Consider the following 18,162-nt stretch of genomic DNA (forward strand, 5'->3'; position numbering starts at 1 on the left):
AGCTCTGTTCTTCGCGGCTTCGCGTGGCCACGCAAGACAAGTACACGAAGCAAGTGCACAGCTTTCGCCCGCTGCGCGTACGAGTTCCTTTTTGAAGGACCAAAAAGGAACCAAAAAGTCCCTTCGCCGGACGCGATCCGATGCGATGAAGCCGCATCGGTGCCCTGCGCTCCTCGCCTGACGCGCCACATTGGGACCTTTACGGTTCCGCAGCCCAAACTCGCTTCGCTCAGACATGGGCTGCTCTACGGCCGCGTCAGGCTCCGGTGCTCGGCTCGCTTTACGGCTCGAACGTCAAAAGCTTCCAGCGAAAGCCAACGGCAACGGCAATGGCGAAGTCAGCGCCGATGCACCGCCACCCCATCAATGCACGAAAAAAAGGCCACGTGCGCACACGCGGCCTTTTCCGGTCGGATCAAGCGAGGTGTGCGTTCACCACGCCGACCACAGCCCCGCCGCCCGCGCACGGGCGCCAAGCACCCTCAGCGCACCACGCTGAGGAAGTGCATATGCCGCTGGTACTGGTCGAGCACGTCGTGGATCAGCTCGTCCCGTCGCCAGCCCATGACGTCGTAGTCCTGCCCGCCTTCGCGCAGATGCACCTCGGCCCGATAGAACGTGTCGTCGTCGCGGCGCCGGCGACGCGGATCCTCGAGCATGAAGGTCGGCGGCGCATAGGGTGTCGGCCGGACCGAGTAGAAGAAATCCATTTCCTCGCCGTGCCCCACCTCGAGCCACACGCGGCCGTCCTCGCCCTGCTCGACCCGCACCTCGAGATTCTGCTTGCGCAGCTCCGTCGCCACGTCCTCGAAGGCCGGTTGCACCTGGCCCGACAGGAAGGTCAGCACTTCCTTGTGGGTGGGGTTGTGCGCAAGCGCGCGCAGGCGCAGTTTCCAGTCCCCGCCGCCGCCCAGACCGACCGGCGCGATCCGTGCCTCGCGCATGCTGCTGCGCTTCACCAGTTCCAGGCGCATCGCGCGCACCATGCCCCAGCACATCAGGATCATGACCAGGGTGAACGGCAAGGCGCTGGCGATGGTGCCGGCCTGCAACGCACTCAAACCGCCTGCGATCAGCAGCGCGATCGCGATCGCACCCACCAGCAGCGCCCAGAAGATCCGCTGCCAGACCGGGGACTCCTCCTCGCCTTTCGACGAGAGCATGTCGATCACCAGTGCACCCGAGTCGGCGGAGGTGATGAAGAAGATCACCACCAGCAAGGTCGCCACCGCCGAGGTCAGCATCGCCAGCGGGTAATCCTCGAGAAACTGGAAGATCGCCACCGAACTGTCCGCCTCGACCGCGGTGACCAGTTGCGTCGCGCCCTCCACCATCACCTGGTACAGCGCACTGTTGCCGTAGATCGTCATCCACAGGAAGGTGAAGCCCAGCGGCACCAGCAGCACGCCGACGACGAACTCGCGGATCGTGCGGCCGCGCGAGATGCGCGCGATGAACATGCCCACGAACGGCGACCAGGCGATCCACCAGCCCCAGTAGAACAGCGTCCAGCCGCCCAGCCAGCTGGCGCGCTGGTCGTAGGCGTAGAGGTTGAACGTCATCGCGAACACGTTCGAGATGTACATGCCGGTGTTCTGCACGAAGGCCTGCAGCAGGTACACGGTGGGGCCCATCACCAGCACGAAGGCCAGCAGGGCCACCGACATGATCATGTTGAACTCGGACAGCCGGCGCACGCCCCGATCGAGGCCCGTGAACACCGAGCCGGTGGCCACCAGGATGATGCCGGCGATCAATGCGACCTGGACATTGGTGCTCACGGCCACACCGAACAGATAGTTCAGGCCCGAGTTGATCTGGATCACGCCGAGGCCGAGCGAGGTCGCCAGGCCGAAGATCGTGCCGAGCACCGCGAACGTGTCGACCGCGTGGCCGATCGGTCCATGGATGCGATCGCCGATCAACGGATACAGCGACGAGCGGATGCGCAGCGGCAGGCCGTGCCGGTAGGCGAAATACGCCAGCGACAGCGCGACCACGGCATAGATCGCCCAGGCGTGGATGCCCCAGTGGAAGAAGGTGATGCGCATCGCCTGGCGCGCCGCCGCGATCGTCTGTGCATCGCCCACCGGCGGATCGGCGAAATGCATGATCGGCTCGGCCACGCCGAAGAACATCAGGCCGATGCCCATGCCGGCCGCGAACAGCATCGCGAACCACGTGCCGTAGCTGTAGTCCGGCGTGCTGTGGTCGGGGCCGAGCTTGAGCCGGCCGAAGCCACTGACCGCCATGCCCGCGATGAAGACCAGGAAGCCGGCGACCGCCAGGATCGTGAACCAGCCGGCATCCTCGGCCACCCAGGCCTTGGCCGAGTTGAATGCGGTCTCCGTCGCCTCGGGCGCGAAGAACGACAGCGTGACCAGTAACAGGATGATCACCGCGGACGGATAGAACACCGGGCCGAGGATGCGCGCGTGCCAGGCCTCGGGTGCGGCCGGTGGTTCGGGAGCTGCGCCTGCGCGCGGAAGGGGATCGTTCATGCCATTTCCTTGTGGAACGCGACGGGCAGCGCCCGTGCAGGCTGCGCCGTCGTGACGGGAGCCGGGGTGAAACAGGTCGGTCGCCGGGCCGGAACGGACACCGGCGACGGTCAGAAATAGAAGCCGACGTTGATGTTGAGCCGCGAATGCCAGCCGTCGTTGGCCGGATCACGCACGCCGATGCCGGGGCCGCCGGCGAACCACATGTTCTTGCCGGCAATCCAGTCGACGTAGGTCAGCATCGGCCCCTTGCCGAAACTGCAGCCGGTGACGTTCTGGATCGAATCACGCAGGCCCGGATCGCGGCCCGTGGGCAAGGTCGCGCTGGCGTTGTTGTAGCAGGTGATGCTGTCGAACCAGCCGGTGCGCGGCACCGCATACGCGACGTTGAACGTGGGCACGTCGGCTTCGGCGGCGATCTCGAACGGGAACATGAAGGCCGACATCGCGATGCGCGGCTCCGGTGTGTCGTAGCGATAGCGCGCCCACTGCGCCTGCAGTGTCAGCGGCCCGCGCACCCATTGGCCGTGCACCGCGGCGCCGGTGTGGTCGTGCTTGCGACCGTCGATGCGGTTCTCGATGCGGCCGGCGAAGGCCGACGCGCCCCAGGTCGTTTCCCAGCCGTTCGCCTCGCTGCTGTGCTCGTAGCGCACGAGGCCGCGCTCGCGTTCGCGGTACGGCAGATCCTCGGTGGTCGCCACGTCGAACGAATAGCGGTCGAAATTCGCGCCCGTGCCGTACTCGTCGCCGGCGAACACGCCCGCGTGCCACTGGTGCGCGCCGGACTGGCGCTGCCATACCACGCCGAGGTCGTAATCGTCCTCGATGCCGAGGTAGTAACCCGAGCCGAACCAGAAACTTTGCGACGCCGTGGGCAACAACCCGAACGGCACCTGCTGGACGCCGGCACGGATGTCGGAGGCGGGTCCGTCCCGGCCGTCTTCGAGCGTCCAGCCGGCATAGGCGTGGTGCACGGCGTCGAAACCGTCGTACCAGCGGTACTGCAGCGAGAAGAACGCCGGACCCGCGGTGCCGCGCGCATCCAAGCGCAGCAGTTCGAGCTCCGGTCCACTGCTCGGGCCGTAGTCGAGCCAACCGTAATTGAAGCGGACGGCGCCACCGAGCTCGAACGCGGGCGCCTCCCCGGCGTCCGTGTCCGACTGTGCCCAGGCCACGGGCGCCAGCCCCAACAGGCCGGCGCAGGCCCATGCCTTGAATGCGCGTGTTGTCGACAAACTTCGATCTCCTTGCTGCGTGAGTCCTGATTGCGCGGTCCGTCCGTCGCAGCGAAGGCCGCGCGGCCAAGCGCCCCTGGGCGGCGGCGACAGCGCCGGGGTCGCGCTCCCGGTCCCGCGACACGACGCAGCCCTCGCGCGACCGACGTCGCACGCTTGGGGGGCGCGATGGAATTGGGAGGCGAGGGACGCCGGGCGCGATCGCCAGGCACGTGCGGGACGTGCGCCGGCTATGATCGGCCACCGGCGATGACGCCGATGTGCAGACGTGTTCACATGGCCGTCTACGTCGACGATGCGGTCCATCCCTGGCGGGGCGAGCGCTGGGCGCACCTGATGGCCGACACCCTGGACGAACTGCACGCCTTCGCCGCATTGCTGGGAATTCCGCGTCGCGCGTTCCAGGACCGCGCCAGCGGCGCGCATTACGACGTCACCTCGGCCATGCGCGCGCGCGCGGTCGCGCTGGGAGCGGTGGCGATCTCGCGTCATCACGATCGCGAGCAGGTGCGTGCCGTGATCGCCAACGCACGTCGCCAGGGGCGCGGCGAGGCGCCGTGAGCCCGGTGCGCGGCGCGCGCCGTCCGCGGCGACGCGGCGCGTCCTGCACCCCGGGATGAAGCCGGCGCGCGGCGGCGGTATCCTGCGCGCGTTCCCGCCCGACGAATTCCAGACCATGTCCGACACCCCGCCCGACCGCCTGTCCAACGATCCGCGCAGCCCGCACTACGACGAGGCCGCCATGAACCGGGGCATCGGCATCCGCTTCAACGGCGACGAGCGTCGCGATGTCGAGGAATACTGCGTCAGCGAAGGCTGGATCCGGGTCGCCGCAGGGCGCGCGCTCGACCGTCGCGGCCAGCCGCTGACCGTCAAGCTGCGCGGCACCGTCGAGCCCTATTTCCATCTCGACGCCTGAGCCGGAGGCCGCGCCCGTGCAGTACCTGCTTCTGATCTACACCGACGATGCGCTGCTGGGCGAACTCGCCGATGGTGAATTCGACACGATGATGCGCGGCTGCCTGCAGCACGCCGACGCGCTGCAGGCCGCGGGCACCCTGCTCGACTCGCGCCAGCTCGAACCCGCCGCGACGGCACGCACGCTGCGCACGCGCGGCGGCCGCACCCAGGTCACCGACGGCCCGTTCTCGGAAACCAAGGAAATGCTCGCGGGCTTCAACCTGATCGAGGCCGACAGCGAGGAAGACGCCCTGCGCATCGCGCGCGAATTCCCGTGGGCGAGAACCGGCAGCATCGAGGTGCGGCCGGTGCGCGATCTCGCCCGGGTGCGGGCACGCGTCGGCGCCTGATCGACGGGGTCGCCGCGCGCCGGGCGCGCGTGGCCGGGGCCGCCGCTACAGGCGGCCTTCGCGTTTGACGGCCAGGTACCGGTCGACCAGCGCGGCGGGCAAGGCCTCGCCGGTGACGTCGAGCACGGCCACGCCGTGATTGCGCAGTGCATCGTGCGCCGCGTGGCGCTGGGCGAGATACCGTGCGGTGGCACCGGCGCGCACGGCGTCGTCGTGGTCCTGCACCTCGGTGTCGAGCACCACGTCGAGCGCGCGTTCGCGCAGCGACGCCACGACCACCAGATGCCGGCGCTGCAGCAGGCGCACCGCGGCCAGCACGTCTTCGATGTCCTCGTCGCGCAGGTTGGTCACCAGCATCAGCAGCCCGCGACGGCGCTGGCGCAGCGACAGCTCGGTGGCCGCGGCCAGGTAATCGGTGGCGACGGGCTGCGGCTGCAGGTCGTAGCTCACGCGCAGCAGGGTGTCGATCGCGCCCATGCCCCGCTGCGGCGCCATCCAGCGCGCGTCGCCACCGGTCGCGAACAGGCCCACCGCATCGCCCTGGCGCAGGGCGAGATAGGACACGACCAGCGCCGCGTCGAGCGCATGGTCGAAATGCGACAGCAGATGGTCGCCATCGGTGGACGCGGCCTCCTGGGCGAGCATGCGCCGGCCGGTGTCGAGCACGACGACCAGCTGCTGGTTCTTCTCGTCCTGGTACTCGCGCGAGATCAGCTTGCGTGCGCGGGAGCTGGCCTTCCAGTCGATCTGGCGCAGGCTGTCGCCGACGCGGTACTCGCGCATCTGGTGGAAGTCCGTGCCCTCGCCGCGCCGGCGCTTGATGTGCGCGCCGACCAGCCGCGAGGCCCGGTCCGCGCCCAGCAGCGCGAGCCGGGTCAGCGGCGCGAAGTTCGGAAACACCCGCACCGGCCGCGCGACGCCGGCCAGGCGCGTCTGCCGCCACAGGCCGAGCGGCGAGCGCAGGCGCAGCTGCACGCCGTCGAAGCGGGCCTCGCCACGCTGCGTGGGGCGCAGGCGGTAGGCGAATTCGCTGACCGTGCCCGCGGTCAGGCGCAGACGGCGCGGCAGGCCTTCGCAGCGCCAGGCGGGCGGGTGCAGGTCGTGGATGTCGAGCACTTGCCGGCGCGGGCCCTCGACGCGCAGCGTGACGTCGCGCGCGACGCCGATCGGCCAGGCATCCGCCATCACCCGCACCACGTCGGGCGTCGGGCGCCGCACCAGCACCAGCAGGTCACCGACCGACAACACCAGCAGCGTCGTGCCGAATACCTGCCAGGGCAGCACCGCCGCCGGCCACAGCGAACCGGCGACGCCCGCGAGGCCCCAGACGGCCAGCAGCACGACCAGAACCGTCGTCGGCCTCACCGCGGCACTCCCGAGAAGGTCAGGACCGCGGTCACGTGCGCGGCGCATCCACCTTGGCGAGCAGGGCGTGCAGCACCTGATCGGCATCCTGCCCTTCGATCTGCAGTTCCGGCGCCAGCGCGATCCGGTGGCGCAGCGCCGGGCGCGCGATCTCGCGGATGTCGTCCGGGGTGACGAAGTCGCGGCCCGCCAGCACCGCCTGCGCGCGCGCCGCGCGCACCAGCGCCAGACTGCCGCGCGGGCCCGCGCCGAGTGCGATGCCGGGCCACTTGCGGGTCGCCGCGACGATGCGCACCGCGTAGTCGATCACCGCCGCATCGACCACGGTCGCGGCGGTGCCCTGCTGCAGGGCGACGATCTCGCCGGGCTGCAGCACGGTCTGCAGTTGCGAGAGATCGAAGTCGGCCGCGACCTTGCCGCTGCTGATCGCCGTGACCATCGCCACCTCGTCGGCGTGCGCGGGGTAGTCGATCAGCACCTTGAGCAGGAACCGGTCGAGCTGCGCTTCGGGCAGCGGGTACGTGCCCTCCTGCTCCACCGGGTTCTGCGTGGCGAGCGTCATGAACGGCGGCGGCAGTTCGAAGCTGTGGCCTTCCACGGTGACCTGCTGTTCCTGCATCGCTTCCAGCAGGGCCGACTGGGTCTTGGCCGGCGCGCGGTTGATCTCGTCGGCCAGCAGCAGGTTGGTGAAGATCGGGCCGCGGCGGACCACGAAGGTCTCGCTCTTGGTGTCCCACACCGCGTGGCCGCTGACGTCACTGGGCATCAGGTCGGGCGTGAACTGCACGCGCGCGAAGCCGCAGCCCAGCACCGCCGACAGTGCGCGCACCAGCAGCGTCTTGCCGAGGCCCGGCACGCCCTCGACCAGCACGTGGCCGCCGGCCAGCAGCGCGACCAGGATCTGGTCGAGCACCTCGGGCTGGCCGATGAAGGCCTTGGAGACTTCATCACGGACGGCGGCGACGCGCGCGGCCAGGGCGTCGCCGGTGAGCGGGGCGGTCGGGGGGGCGGGCAAGGTCGTCATAGTCGGCGTCTCATCTGGATCAGTCGGGCGACGCGCTGGCGGAAGGCCGCGGCGTCATCGGGTGTCGGGGCTTGCAGCGCCTGGCGCACCTCGCGCGGCGGCAGGCCGGTGCGTGCGGCGATGGCTTCGATGCCGGCCTCGCCTTCGAGCGCCGCGGCCAGCGGATCGCGTCGGCGCAGCCGGTCGTAGAACGCGGCGCGCACCGCGTCGTGGAGCAGCGGCGCGCGGCCGTAGCGCACGAGGTGTTCGCCGCTGGCGCGAACGTGTTCGAGCAGCGCGCGCCGCGCCAGCGCCGGCGACGGCAGCAGGGGCCCGAAACGCTGGGTGCGCATCCACAGCCACGCGGCGAGTGCCAGCAGCAGCGGGCCCCAGGCCATCCAGCCACGCGTCAGCAGCAGCCACCACAGCGGCGGCACTCGCGCCGCGTAGACCAGGTGCATCGTGCCGTGGCCCCAGTTGGGCGCGAGGATCTGCCGGGCGAGCATCTGGTGCGGCACTTCACGCAGCGACGCGTTCTCGAGGAAATCGAAGTCGGCCAGCACGTCGACCCGGCCGGCGCCGTGCACCAGTCGCGCGTACACCAGGCTCTGGTCGGTCGCGCGACGCTGCTGTTCGAGGCGCTCCATGATCGCCTGCATCTGCGGGTCGACGGCGTCGTTCGCGGCATCGTGCCCGCGTCCGGCACGCGGCGCCGGCACCGCCGCGCGCCAGACCAGTTCCGGTGTGCGCCCGGGCAGCTCGAAGCGTTGGCCACGGCAGAATTCGACATGCGCGGGCTGGCCTTCGATGTGCAGGGACGCGCACTGTCCGGGGGCGCCGAGCGGATGCACGCCCAGGCGTTCGAGCAGGCCCCAGCTTCGCGCCTCGCGCACGCGCCGCGTCCACGGCGGCGTGCGCACCAGCAGATGGCCGCCCGCCTCCACCCAGTCGAGCAGGCGCTGCACCTCGCCCGGCGATGCGGTGCCCGGATCGCCGATCATCAGCACCGTGTCGCGCGGCCCGAGCACGCGCTCGCCATCGAGCCGCCGCCTCGACTCCGCCGGCACCCCGGCCGCGCGCAGCGATTCGCGCAACGCGTAGAGCGGGTTGTAGGCCGCCTCGCCGCGCGGGGGCAGCGGGATGGTCTCCTCCACACGTTCGTGGGTGTGCAGGAACCACGCCACGCCCAGCCCGAGCACGAGCGCCGCCAACACGGCCAGTCCGATACGCGCCGGCCAGCCCATCAGCGCACCCAGCCGAAGCGCGGTGCCAGGGTGTCGAGCAGCGCGTCGAACGCGGCGTCGTCGGGCAGGCGCTGGCCGTAGGCGGCGCGCTGCCACACCCGCACCATCTCGGCGAAGGCGCCGCGATCGTCGGCCTCGGGCATCCGCCGCGACGCGCGCAGGCACTCGGCCTCGGTGGCCCCCGGCACCAGCGTGACCCCGGCCCGCTGCGCCATCACCGCCACGCTGGCGCGATACAGCAATGCGAGTGCACGCCGGCGCTCACCGGCGGCCCACAGCGCGCGCACCGCCTCGAGCAGGGCATCGGGCAGCGGTTCCGGAAGCGGCGGCGCCGGGCCCACGGTGATCGCGTGCTCGACCGGCGCACGCACGGCGACGCCGCGCATCCACGGCCACCAGCGCCGTGCGGTGAGCACCAGCGCGAGCACCAGCAGACCAAGCACGATCCACAGTCCGAATTCGGCGACGAATGCGAGCATCCGGGTCAGAACACCGAAGATGCCCGGTGGCAGCTGGCGCGACCCCGCCTTGGACGCGGCGCGGTCCTTGCGCTGCCAGCGCACCTGGGTGCGGCTGCTGTCGAGCAGCGGGTCGGTATAGGCCTCGGCGACGGCGCGTTCGAAGGCCGGGTCGTCGACCGGCGCTCCGAACACGGCGGGCAGGGTCGGCGTCGCCTCGGCGCCTGGCGTCGCGTCCTGGGCACGCGCGCCCGGCGCGAACACCAGCAGGCACGCGAGCGAGACCGCGGCCAGCGACGCGACACCCGGCGCCAGGCGCGCGCGCAGGCGACGGAAGGCGATCTCCAGGTCCCAGGCTTCCAGCTGCGTGCGCCGGTTGAGGTACAGGCCGAATCCGGCGCCCACCTGGAACGGTGCGATCAGACCGAAGGCCAGCCAGATCCCGAGATTGCCGAGCAGTTGCACCCAGCGCGGCGGCTGCTCGGTGACCAGGGCCCACATCGCGCGGGCCGATTCCGACAGCAGTTCCGTCGGCACGAACAGCAGCAGCAAGGCGACCTGCGACCCGATCAGGGTCAGCACGAACAGGTGACCGATGGCGGTCAGCAGCAGCGTGTGCCCGCCGACGCCGTCAACCATCAGGCGCCGGCGCTGCGTCAGCGCCGCCCCTTGGACGCCTTCCAGCAAGGCGACCGGCAGCGACACCGCCCGCCACGGGCTGAAGCGGCGCCAGCCCACGTAGCCCGCCACCGCGCGCCAGCCCCAGCGCCGCTGCGCGGCGAGCGTCTGCCCCAGGGTGGGCGCCGCGCCGAACACCGCGCGCGACAGCACGTACAGCGGCACGCGGTCGAAGACCGGCAGCAACCACCACATCAGCAGCGCGGCCAGTCCCATCTGGTCGAACCACCAGCCCAGGGCATGGACCAGCGCGAACACCGGCAGCGAGCACAGCAGCCAGGCGCGCCAGATCGTGCCGGCGTGCCGGCGCACCAGCGCGTTGCCGAGTTCCATCGCCTCCCACGCCGAGCGCGGGCGCAGCGCCACCTGCACGGTCTCAACCCGCATGACCGCGCCCCCGTCCGCCGCGCCACAGCCACAGCAGCACCAGCAGCCACAGGCCGCCGCCGACGCCGAAGCGCAGCAGATCCGGGATCGACGTCGACGACGACCAGAACGCCTCGACGAACGCGGCGAACACCAGCATCGCCAGAATCCCGATACACAGCCGGCCGCCGTCGCGCCCGGCCTGCACCAGCGCGTCCACCCGGCGCAGGCGGCCCGGCGCGATCAGGGCCAGGCCCAGGCGCAGGCCGCCGGCACCGGCGATGACGATGGCGGTGAGCTCGGGCGCCGAATGGCCGACGACGAAGCGCCAGAACGGACCACCGTGGCCGATCGCCTGCAGGTGCCCGGCGATCACGCCGAAGAAGGTGCCGTTGAACAGCAGCACGAAGATCGTGCCGACGCCGGCGAGCAGGCCGCTGGCGAAGGTGCGGAAACCGATGCTGACGTTGTTCCAGATGTAGTAGCCGAACATCTGCATGTCCGTCCGGCCGTCGCGCGCGAACGCCGGCCCGGTATTGCCCGGGTCGTACATCGCTTCCATTTCGGCCAGCTGCGCCGGCGACAGCACGCTGTAGGCCAGTTCCGGCCAGTGCTGCACCAGCACGAACAGCAGCGCCATCGGCAGCGCGAACAGGATCAGCGACGCCCACAGGCAGCCGCGCTGGGCACGCACCAGGCGCGGAAAATCCGCGAGCAGGAACGCCAGGGCGCCGCGCCACGGCGCCGGCGGCGGGCGGTAGAGCAGATTGTGGCCGCGCTGCATCAGCGCCTGCAGCCGTTCGGTCACCTGCGGGCTGTAGCCGCGCCGGCGGGCCAGCGCGAGCTGCTGGCACAGGCGCCGGTAGCGCGAGGGCACGTCCTCGTCCGCCAGCCCGTCCCAGCCCGGCCGGCTGGCACGCGCGCGGCGGGGACTGGCCTCGCGTGCATCGAGCCAGCGCTCGAACGCCGCCCACTCGTCGGCGTAGCGGGCGATGAACCGGTCCTGCCTCACGGGCGACGCCCCAGCAGCCAGTTGGCGATGCCGAGCAGGCGCATGACCCCGCGCTCGCCGTGGGCGCCGCTCACCGGCGCGACGATGTCGGCGAGTTCGCGCTGGCGCGGCTCGCTCAGCCGGTGCGCACGCTCGGCGAATGCGATCACCGCGCGCTGCTCGTCCGTCTGCAGGGCCACCGCCGGCGCCAGCGGCGCGACCGGCAGCGTCTGCAGCGCAAGTCGCTCGCGCGGCGCGTGGATCACCAGGGTGCCGGCGACCATGTCGCCCAGACGCCGGCTCCACGGATCGGCCAGGCTGGTCACCAGGCCGGCGCCGTAGGCCAGCGGCAGCATGTCGACGGTGCGCATCAGGTTGCGGACGAAACTCGCCATCCAGCCGATCGGCGCGCCGTCGGCGGACACCACGCGCAGCGACAGCGCGCGCTTGCCCGGCGTCTGGCCGCCGTAGAGCGCCTCGAAGGCGACCGGATAGCCCCAGAAGATCAGGAACAGCACCATCATGTAGAGGCCGGCGCCGAAGGTGCCGAGCAATCCGAGCACGATCGACACCACCATCAACAGCGCACCGCGGATGGCCAGGTCGATCAGCCAGGCCACGGCGCGCGGCACCGGGCCGGCCGCCGGCAGCCGCAGGGCCACGCCCTCGGGCGTGTGCACCTCGCGCACGGTGTCGAGCATCAGCGCGCGTGCCCCGCTGCGCCCGATGCCGCGTCCGTCCGCCCGCCCCCGTCTGTCCGCATGCCCTGCATTCCCGTGCCGTCGTCAGCCGCCGGATGCGGCCAGATACGCGTCCTTGAGCCGCACATAATGCCCGGCGCTGTAATGCAGGCCCTCGATCTGCGCATCGGTGAGCCGGCGCACGCAGCGCGCCGGACTGCCGACCCACAGCTCGCCTTCGCCGACCTCGCGGCCGGGCGGCACCACCGCGCCGGCGCCGATCATCGCGTGACGGCGCACGACCACGCCGTCGAGCACGATCGCGCCCATGCCCACGAGCACCGCGTCCTCGATCGTGCACGCATGGAGAATGGCCTTGTGCCCGATGGTGACGTCGGCGCCGACGAGGGTGGCGAACCCGCCGAGCTTCGCGTGCGGCCCGGCATGGCTGACGTGGATCACGCTGCCGTCCTGCACGCTGGTCCGCGCGCCGATGCGCACGTGGTTGACGTCGCCGCGGATCACCGTCGCCGGCCACACCGAGACGTCGTCGCCGAGCATGACGTCACCAATGACGGTCGCGGCCGGATCGATGTAGACGCGCGCGCCGAGCTGCGGCGCGGTATCCCGATAAGGTCTGACATTCATCGCACCAGTATGCCCCGACGCCCCCGCCGCGTGCCCGCGGCCGGCGGACCGACGCGGCCGCCGCGGCGCGTCGGCGCACCTGCGGACGCCGGCCCCGCACGTGCCGGGCCGCCTACGACCCTGCGGGCGCGACGATCCGACGACGCGGCCAGTCCCTAGACTGCCGCCATGACGCCCCTTCCCGCCCCGACACCGGTCGCGAGCCTGCATCCGACCCTCGACCGCCTGCGCGCCGCCTGGCAGGCCCGTCGCCCCGACGCCGCACAACGCCGCGACGATCTCGCCCGCCTGCGCGATGCGCTGCGCCGGCGCCTCGACGAAATGGCCGACGCAATCGCCGCGGATTTCGGCCACCGCTCGCGCCAGGAATCGCTGATCGCCGACGGCATGACCGTGCTCACCGACATCGACCATCTGCGGCGCAAGCTGCGCGGCTGGATGCGACCGCGCCGCGTGGCCCCGGGCTGGAGGCTGTGGCCGGCGCGCGCGCAACTGCGTCCCGTCCCGCTGGGCGTGGTCGGCGTCATCGCGCCGTGGAACTACCCGGTCAACCTCGCGCTGATTCCGCTGGCGACCGCCATCGCGGCCGGCAACCACGTCTACCTCAAACCCTCGGAACACACCCCGCGCACCAGCGCGTTCCTGGCCTCGCTGCTGGCCGAGGTGTTTCCACCCGAGCGGGTGGCAGTGGCGCTGGGCGATGCCGATGTCGGCGCGGCCTTCGCCGGCCTGCCGTTCGACCATCTGGTGTTCACCGGCTCCACCGCGGTGGGCCGCAAGGTCATGGCCGCCGCCGCGCCCAACCTCACCCCGCTGACCTTGGAGCTGGGCGGCAAGTCACCGGCGATCATCTGCCCAGGCCACCCGCTCGATCGCGCCGCCGCGCGCCTGGTCACCGGCAAGCTGTTCAACGCCGGGCAGACCTGCATCGCGCCGGACTACGTCCTCGTCGATGCGGCGCGCCGCGACGCCCTGCTCGAAGCGCTGCGCTTCGAGGTCGCCGACCGCTACGCCGACGCGGCCGCCCGCGCCGCCGACTACAGCCACATCGTCAGCGACGCGCAGTTCCAGCGCCTGAGCGGCCTGCTCGACGATGCGCGCGCGCGCGGACTGACCTTACTGCCACTGCTCGACGTCGCCGGTGCACGTGCGTTTGCGCCGACGCTGGTGGTCGATCCGGGCGACGACGCCGCGGTGATGGCCGAGGAGATCTTCGGCCCGATCCTGCCGGTGATCGGCTACCGCACGCTCGACGAGGCCATCGCCTTCGTCAACGCGCGCGACCGGCCGCTCGCGCTGTACCCCTTCGGCAGCCGGCCCCAGGTCGAAACCATCCTGGCCAGAACCGTCGCCGGCGGTGTCACCGTCAACGACACCCTGCTGCACTTCGCCGCGAACCGCCTGCCGTTCGGCGGCGTCGGCGCCAGCGGCATGGGGGCGTATCACGGGCGTGCCGGCTTCGATGCGATGACCAAGGCGCTGCCGGTGCTGTGGCAGCCACGCATCGCGGTCACCGACTGGTTGCGCCCGCCCTATGCGCGCATCGCCTCGCTGATCGACCGCATGGTGCGCTGAGCCGCGCGCTCAGCGCGCCGGTGCGCGCTGCAGCAGGTCCTGCGCGGACCGGCGTGCCGCCTCGCGCAGCTGCGGCAGGTCCACTTCGACGAGCGCCCCGTCGTGTTTCACCACCACGCCGTCGACGATGACCGTGCGCACATCGGCGGGCGATGCCGAATACACCAGCAGCGCGGCCGGATCGCCGCCGCCGAAGCCGGCCATCTGCAGCGTGTCGGCGGCGATCACCTGCAGGTCGGCGCGCTTGCCGGGGACCAGCGAGCCGGTGACATCGCCCAGGCCCAGCGCATCGGCGCCGCGTCGGGTCGCCAGCGCCAGCAGCGCGCGCGGATCGACCACGGTCTCATCGCGCGCCTCACCGCTCCAGGTCAGCGCCGCGAGACGCATGGTCGCGAACATGTCGCCGCGTCCGGCCAGCGCATTGCCGTCGATGCCTAGGCCCTGCCGGCGTACGCCGGCGAAACGATCGATGCGGGTCGGGCCGTAGCCCACACGGTGCTCGCTGATCGGCGTGAGCGACAGCGCGCCGCCCGCCTTCTCCAGTGCCTGCAGCTGCGCCGCCGTCGCATCGGTGGCGTGGACGAGGCTGAGCTCCGGCGCCAGCAGATTCCGCGCGATCAGTGCGTCGAAGATCGGTCCCGGCTCCACGCTGACGTGCACCTGCACCGGCAGGCCGAGCACGCGGGCGGCGTCGCGCTCGTGCATGCGCATCGCCCAGTTGGCGTCGTCATTGCGATCGCGCGGCAGGCGCCAGGCCAGGCCCAGGCGCACGCGCGCGTCCTCGCCGCGCGTGGCCGCGAGCTGCGCCAGGTGGGCGACATCGATCGGATGTCGTGTGCTCTTGTCCGGCCCGCCGTAGAACAGCACCGCGCGGATGCCGGCCGCGTCCAGCGCCTGCAGGCCCGCCTCGCCGTGCGCGGGCGTGCGCACGTTGTCGAAGAAATCGCCCGTGGTGGTGATGCCGCCGTCGAGCAGTTCGAGCGCACCGACGTGCATCGCGATGCGCACGTCGTCCGGCGTCATCGCGGGCGCCAGGCGCTCGGCCGTGTCGAAGTACTCGCCATCGGCATTGCGGAACTGGCCGCGCATCGTCGTCGTGTACAGATGGGAGTGGGTGTCGACGAACCCGGGCAGCACGTAGGCGCCTTCGGCATCGATCACGCGCGCAGCGCCGACGTCGAGATCCGGCCCGACCGCGACGATGCGGCCATCCCGCACCAGCACGTCGGCACGCGGCAGATCGCCGACCTCGGGATCCATCGTCAGCACGTGGCCGTTGCGGACCAGCAACGCGCCGGTCTCGCTGGCCTGGGCCGCCGCTACGGGCATCGCCAGTGCCAGCAGGGTCGCCGCCATCGGAATCATCGGGAGTCGCATCGGACGTCGCTCGGTTCGCGTGGGTGCACAGCGTCGCGCACCGCCCGTGCACGCGGGATGCCGACGCCGGCGAGGTCGTGAGCGGCCCGCGTACAATCGCCGGCCACACCGGAACGCCGACCGCGCCGATGAAGATCGCCAGCTGGAACGTCAATTCGCTCAACGTGCGCCTGCCGCATCTCCAGCAGTGGTTGCGCGATGCGCAGCCGGATGTCGTCGGCATCCAGGAGACGAAACTCGAGGACACGAAGTTCCCCGATTCGGCGCTCGCCGCGCTCGGCTATCGCAGCGTGTTCGCCGGGCAGAAGACCTACAACGGGGTCGCGCTGCTCGCGAAGGACCGCGCGCTCGAGGACGTGCAGATTGGCATTCCCGGGTTCGAGGACGCGCAGAAGCGAGTGATCGCCGCCACCGTCGACGGCGTACGCGTGATCAACCTCTACGTCGTCAACGGCCAGGACGTGGGCACCGAGAAATACGCCTACAAACTGCGCTGGCTGGAGGCGGTGACCGCCTGGGTCGCACGCGAGCGCGACGCGCATCCGGAGCTGGTGGTGCTGGGCGATTTCAATATCGCGCCGGATGATCGCGACGTGCACGACCCGGCCATCTGGAACGACGGCCACATCCTCACCTCGGCTGCCGAGCGTCTGGCGCTGCAGCGCCTGCTCGACCTCGGCCTGCACGACGCGTTCCGCCTGCACAGCGATGCCGGCGGCATCTTCAGCTGGTGGGACTATCGCCAGGCCGGCTTCCGCCGCGACCTCGGCCTGCGCATCGACCTGACCCTGGTGTCCGATGCCCTGCGCGACCGCGCCGTGGCGTCCGGCATCGACCGCGAGCCGCGGACCTGGGAACGCCCCAGCGACCACGCGCCGGCCTGGGTGCACCTGCAGCGCGCCTGAGCCGGCGCGGTTTCCGCCGCCAGCGCAGGGTCCGGGCACCGGTGGCGCCCGGCGCGCCGGGCCCGGGCGACGCGCGCGGCGTCAGCGCCGGAACAGGTTGACGATGGCCAGCAGGATCACCGCGCCGATGAAGGCGGTGACGAGAAAGCCGAACCAGCCACCGCCGACACTCAGACCGATCATCGGCAGCAGCCAGCCGCCGATGAAGCCGCCGACGATGCCGACGACGATGTTGAGCAGAATCCCCTGCCGGTGCGCGGTGCGCATCAGCAGGCTGGCCAGCCAGCCGGCGATGCCGCCGACGACGAGATACACGAGCCATTGCCAGAGCGATGACGGTTCCATCTTCGAATCCCCTGCGGTGTTGAGCGCGATACCCGCGCGCCGCGCATGATCCGGATGCGCGCGTGAGCGCGGCGTTGCCTGTTCAGGCGGGGAGGTCCACCGGATCGGCGAGCAGCGCGTCGAGCGCCGCACGCGGCAGCTTGCCGGTCTCGTTGCGCGGCAGCGCGGACACCCGGCGCAGCCGCCGCGGCAGGAAGACCGGATCGACCGAGGCGCGCAGCGCGTCGAGCAGCGCGGCGTCGTCGAGCGCGGCATCGGCGACCACGACCGCGGCGATCCGGCGCACGCCCTGGGCATCGGGCGTGGCGACCTGGCAGACCACGCCGTCGCGCACGCCGTCGATCGCCAGCAGGCGACGGGTGAGATCGGCCAGGGACGCGCGCTTGCCGGCGATCTCGATCATGTCGGCCTGACGGCCGCGCAGCACGAAACGGCCGTCGGCCTCCAGTTCCACCAGATCGGCCAGCATCCGCGGCTCGGGCAGATGCGGCGCGCTGACCAGGGTGCCGTCGGGCACCGGCTGCAGGCGCACGCCGGCGAACGGCGTCCAGGCGACATCGAGCGCGGTGCGGCGGCGGGCGACGATGCAGGTCTCGGTCGAGCCGAACAGCTCGCGCACCTCGCAGCCGAAACGGCGTTCGGCCTCGGCGGCCAGTGCCTGCGGCAGCGGCGCGGTGGCGGTGGCGATCGCGGCCAGCGGGGGCAAGGCCACGTCCGATTCGACCAGCGTGCGCAGATGCACCGGTGTGGTCACCAGCAGCGGCGGCCGCGGCGCATCACGCAGCGCGGCGGCGATGTCGCCGGGAAAGAACGGACGCGCGCCGTGCACGGCCACATCGCCGAGCATCGGCAGCAGCACCGACATCTCCATGCCGTACATGTGCTGCGGCGGCACGGTCGCGATCACCGGCAGCGTGGCGTCGCCGTGCAGGTCGGCCAGCGCGGCGAGATTCTGCAGCGTGCTCGTATGGAAGCTGCCCCAGGTCTTGGGATTGGCGGCGGGCACGCCGGTGCTGCCGGAGGTGAAGCCGATGGCCACCAGCGCCCCGGCATCCAGCATCACCGCCTCGCCGTCGAGTGCGGGCAGCACATCGGGCAGGCGCACGTAATGCGGCGGGGTGGGCGCGTGGGCGGCGTCGCCCATGCCGTCACAACCGCAGTGGTCACGATCGCCGATGCAGTAGCTGTGCGGATGACGCGCGCGCACGTCGTCGATCGCACCGCGCGTGCGCGCCGGCGGCAGCAGCGTGGTCTGCCCGCGCAGCGCGACCGCGCAGAACGCCACCAGGAACCGGTAGCGGTCCTCGCAGAGGTTCAGCGCGAACGGCGCGTCCGGCAGCAGTGCGGCCACGCCGCGCACGTGGGCGAGGAACATTGCCCGTGTGACCGTCCCGTCCGGGCCGAACGCGATCGCCGCCTCCGCGTCCGCGCGCACCATCGGCAAACGCCCCGCCACGCCCACCGGCGATGCCGCGAGGCCC

At 71.5% G+C, this 18,162-nt stretch carries 17 protein-coding genes; 5 read left to right on the top strand and 12 right to left on the bottom strand.

The genetic code is table 11. The annotated features are described in order from the left end of the window. Nucleotides 1-482 precede the first annotated feature (482 nt). Nucleotides 483-2,501 (bottom strand): choline BCCT transporter BetT, encoded by a 2,019-nt coding sequence (betT, locus tag PQS31_RS07715; protein WP_272762082.1) that lies wholly within the window; start codon nucleotides 2,499-2,501, stop codon nucleotides 483-485. A gap of 110 nt (nucleotides 2,502-2,611) precedes the next feature. Next, complete coding sequence (locus PQS31_RS07720) at nucleotides 2,612-3,736, bottom strand: hypothetical protein (RefSeq protein WP_272762083.1); 1,125 nt, start codon at nucleotides 3,734-3,736, stop codon at nucleotides 2,612-2,614. A 276-nt stretch (nucleotides 3,737-4,012) separates the two neighbouring features. Here PQS31_RS07720 and PQS31_RS07725 point away from each other — a divergent pair, with 276 nt between their 5' ends. From PQS31_RS07725 to PQS31_RS07735, 3 genes are all read left to right on the top strand, one after another. After that, the gene (locus PQS31_RS07725; RefSeq protein WP_272762084.1) at nucleotides 4,013-4,297 is read left to right on the top strand and encodes a DUF4031 domain-containing protein; all 285 of its coding nucleotides are present in this window, start codon (nucleotides 4,013-4,015) and stop codon (nucleotides 4,295-4,297) included. A 115-nt stretch (nucleotides 4,298-4,412) separates the two neighbouring features. After that, the gene (locus PQS31_RS07730; RefSeq protein ID WP_096209806.1) at nucleotides 4,413-4,655 is read left to right on the top strand and encodes a DUF3297 family protein; all 243 of its coding nucleotides are present in this window, start codon (nucleotides 4,413-4,415) and stop codon (nucleotides 4,653-4,655) included. A 16-nt stretch (nucleotides 4,656-4,671) separates the two neighbouring features. Next, nucleotides 4,672-5,046: a YciI family protein gene (locus PQS31_RS07735; RefSeq protein WP_272762085.1), complete on the top strand. Its 375-nt coding sequence runs from the start codon at nucleotides 4,672-4,674 to the stop codon at nucleotides 5,044-5,046. A 45-nt stretch (nucleotides 5,047-5,091) separates the two neighbouring features. Here the strand turns inward: PQS31_RS07735 and PQS31_RS07740 are convergent, their stop codons facing one another. From PQS31_RS07740 to PQS31_RS07770, 7 genes are all read right to left on the bottom strand, one after another. After that, nucleotides 5,092-6,411 (bottom strand): DUF58 domain-containing protein, encoded by a 1,320-nt coding sequence (locus tag PQS31_RS07740; protein WP_272762086.1) that lies wholly within the window; start codon nucleotides 6,409-6,411, stop codon nucleotides 5,092-5,094. Between the two features lie 31 nt (nucleotides 6,412-6,442). Continuing rightward, the gene (locus tag PQS31_RS07745; protein ID WP_272762087.1) at nucleotides 6,443-7,435 is read right to left on the bottom strand and encodes a MoxR family ATPase; all 993 of its coding nucleotides are present in this window, start codon (nucleotides 7,433-7,435) and stop codon (nucleotides 6,443-6,445) included. Then, nucleotides 7,432-8,628: a DUF4350 domain-containing protein gene (locus PQS31_RS07750; protein ID WP_272762088.1), complete on the bottom strand. Its 1,197-nt coding sequence runs from the start codon at nucleotides 8,626-8,628 to the stop codon at nucleotides 7,432-7,434. The genes PQS31_RS07745 and PQS31_RS07750 overlap by 4 nt, the downstream gene beginning before the upstream one ends. Before the next feature lie 29 nt (nucleotides 8,629-8,657). Further along, complete coding sequence (locus tag PQS31_RS07755) at nucleotides 8,658-10,181, bottom strand: DUF4129 domain-containing protein (protein WP_272762089.1); 1,524 nt, start codon at nucleotides 10,179-10,181, stop codon at nucleotides 8,658-8,660. Continuing rightward, nucleotides 10,171-11,172: a stage II sporulation protein M gene (locus PQS31_RS07760; RefSeq protein WP_272762090.1), complete on the bottom strand. Its 1,002-nt coding sequence runs from the start codon at nucleotides 11,170-11,172 to the stop codon at nucleotides 10,171-10,173. Before PQS31_RS07760 ends, PQS31_RS07755 begins: the two co-directional genes overlap by 11 nt. Continuing rightward, a complete protein-coding gene (locus PQS31_RS07765) occupies nucleotides 11,169-11,852 on the bottom strand; it encodes an RDD family protein (protein ID WP_272762091.1) in 684 nt (227 codons plus the stop codon). The genes PQS31_RS07760 and PQS31_RS07765 overlap by 4 nt, the downstream gene beginning before the upstream one ends. Before the next feature lie 84 nt (nucleotides 11,853-11,936). Then, nucleotides 11,937-12,479 (bottom strand): gamma carbonic anhydrase family protein, encoded by a 543-nt coding sequence (locus PQS31_RS07770; RefSeq protein ID WP_272762092.1) that lies wholly within the window; start codon nucleotides 12,477-12,479, stop codon nucleotides 11,937-11,939. Nucleotides 12,480-12,647: 168 nt separating this feature from the next. Here PQS31_RS07770 and PQS31_RS07775 point away from each other — a divergent pair, with 168 nt between their 5' ends. Further along, nucleotides 12,648-14,054: a coniferyl aldehyde dehydrogenase gene (locus tag PQS31_RS07775; protein ID WP_272762093.1), complete on the top strand. Its 1,407-nt coding sequence runs from the start codon at nucleotides 12,648-12,650 to the stop codon at nucleotides 14,052-14,054. A gap of 9 nt (nucleotides 14,055-14,063) precedes the next feature. Here PQS31_RS07775 and PQS31_RS07780 read toward each other — a convergent pair whose 3' ends face one another. Beyond that, nucleotides 14,064-15,431, bottom strand: a complete 1,368-nt coding sequence (locus PQS31_RS07780; RefSeq protein ID WP_272762094.1) for an amidohydrolase family protein — start codon at nucleotides 15,429-15,431, stop codon at nucleotides 14,064-14,066. Between the two features lie 128 nt (nucleotides 15,432-15,559). Between PQS31_RS07780 and xth the strand changes: the two genes are divergently transcribed. Continuing rightward, nucleotides 15,560-16,336 (top strand): exodeoxyribonuclease III, encoded by a 777-nt coding sequence (xth, locus tag PQS31_RS07785; protein WP_272762095.1) that lies wholly within the window; start codon nucleotides 15,560-15,562, stop codon nucleotides 16,334-16,336. 81 nt (nucleotides 16,337-16,417) lie between these two features. On the opposite strand, the gene PQS31_RS07790 is transcribed toward xth, so the two are convergent. Both PQS31_RS07790 and PQS31_RS07795 read right to left on the bottom strand, forming a co-directional pair. Continuing rightward, nucleotides 16,418-16,681 (bottom strand): GlsB/YeaQ/YmgE family stress response membrane protein, encoded by a 264-nt coding sequence (locus PQS31_RS07790; protein WP_272762096.1) that lies wholly within the window; start codon nucleotides 16,679-16,681, stop codon nucleotides 16,418-16,420. A gap of 82 nt (nucleotides 16,682-16,763) precedes the next feature. Further along, a complete protein-coding gene (locus PQS31_RS07795) occupies nucleotides 16,764-18,119 on the bottom strand; it encodes an AMP-binding protein (RefSeq protein ID WP_272762144.1) in 1,356 nt (451 codons plus the stop codon). Nucleotides 18,120-18,162 lie beyond the last annotated feature (43 nt).

Origin of the sequence: Luteimonas sp. BLCC-B24 (assembly GCF_028550595.1) — a bacterium.
Taxonomy (GTDB): domain Bacteria; phylum Pseudomonadota; class Gammaproteobacteria; order Xanthomonadales; family Xanthomonadaceae; genus Luteimonas.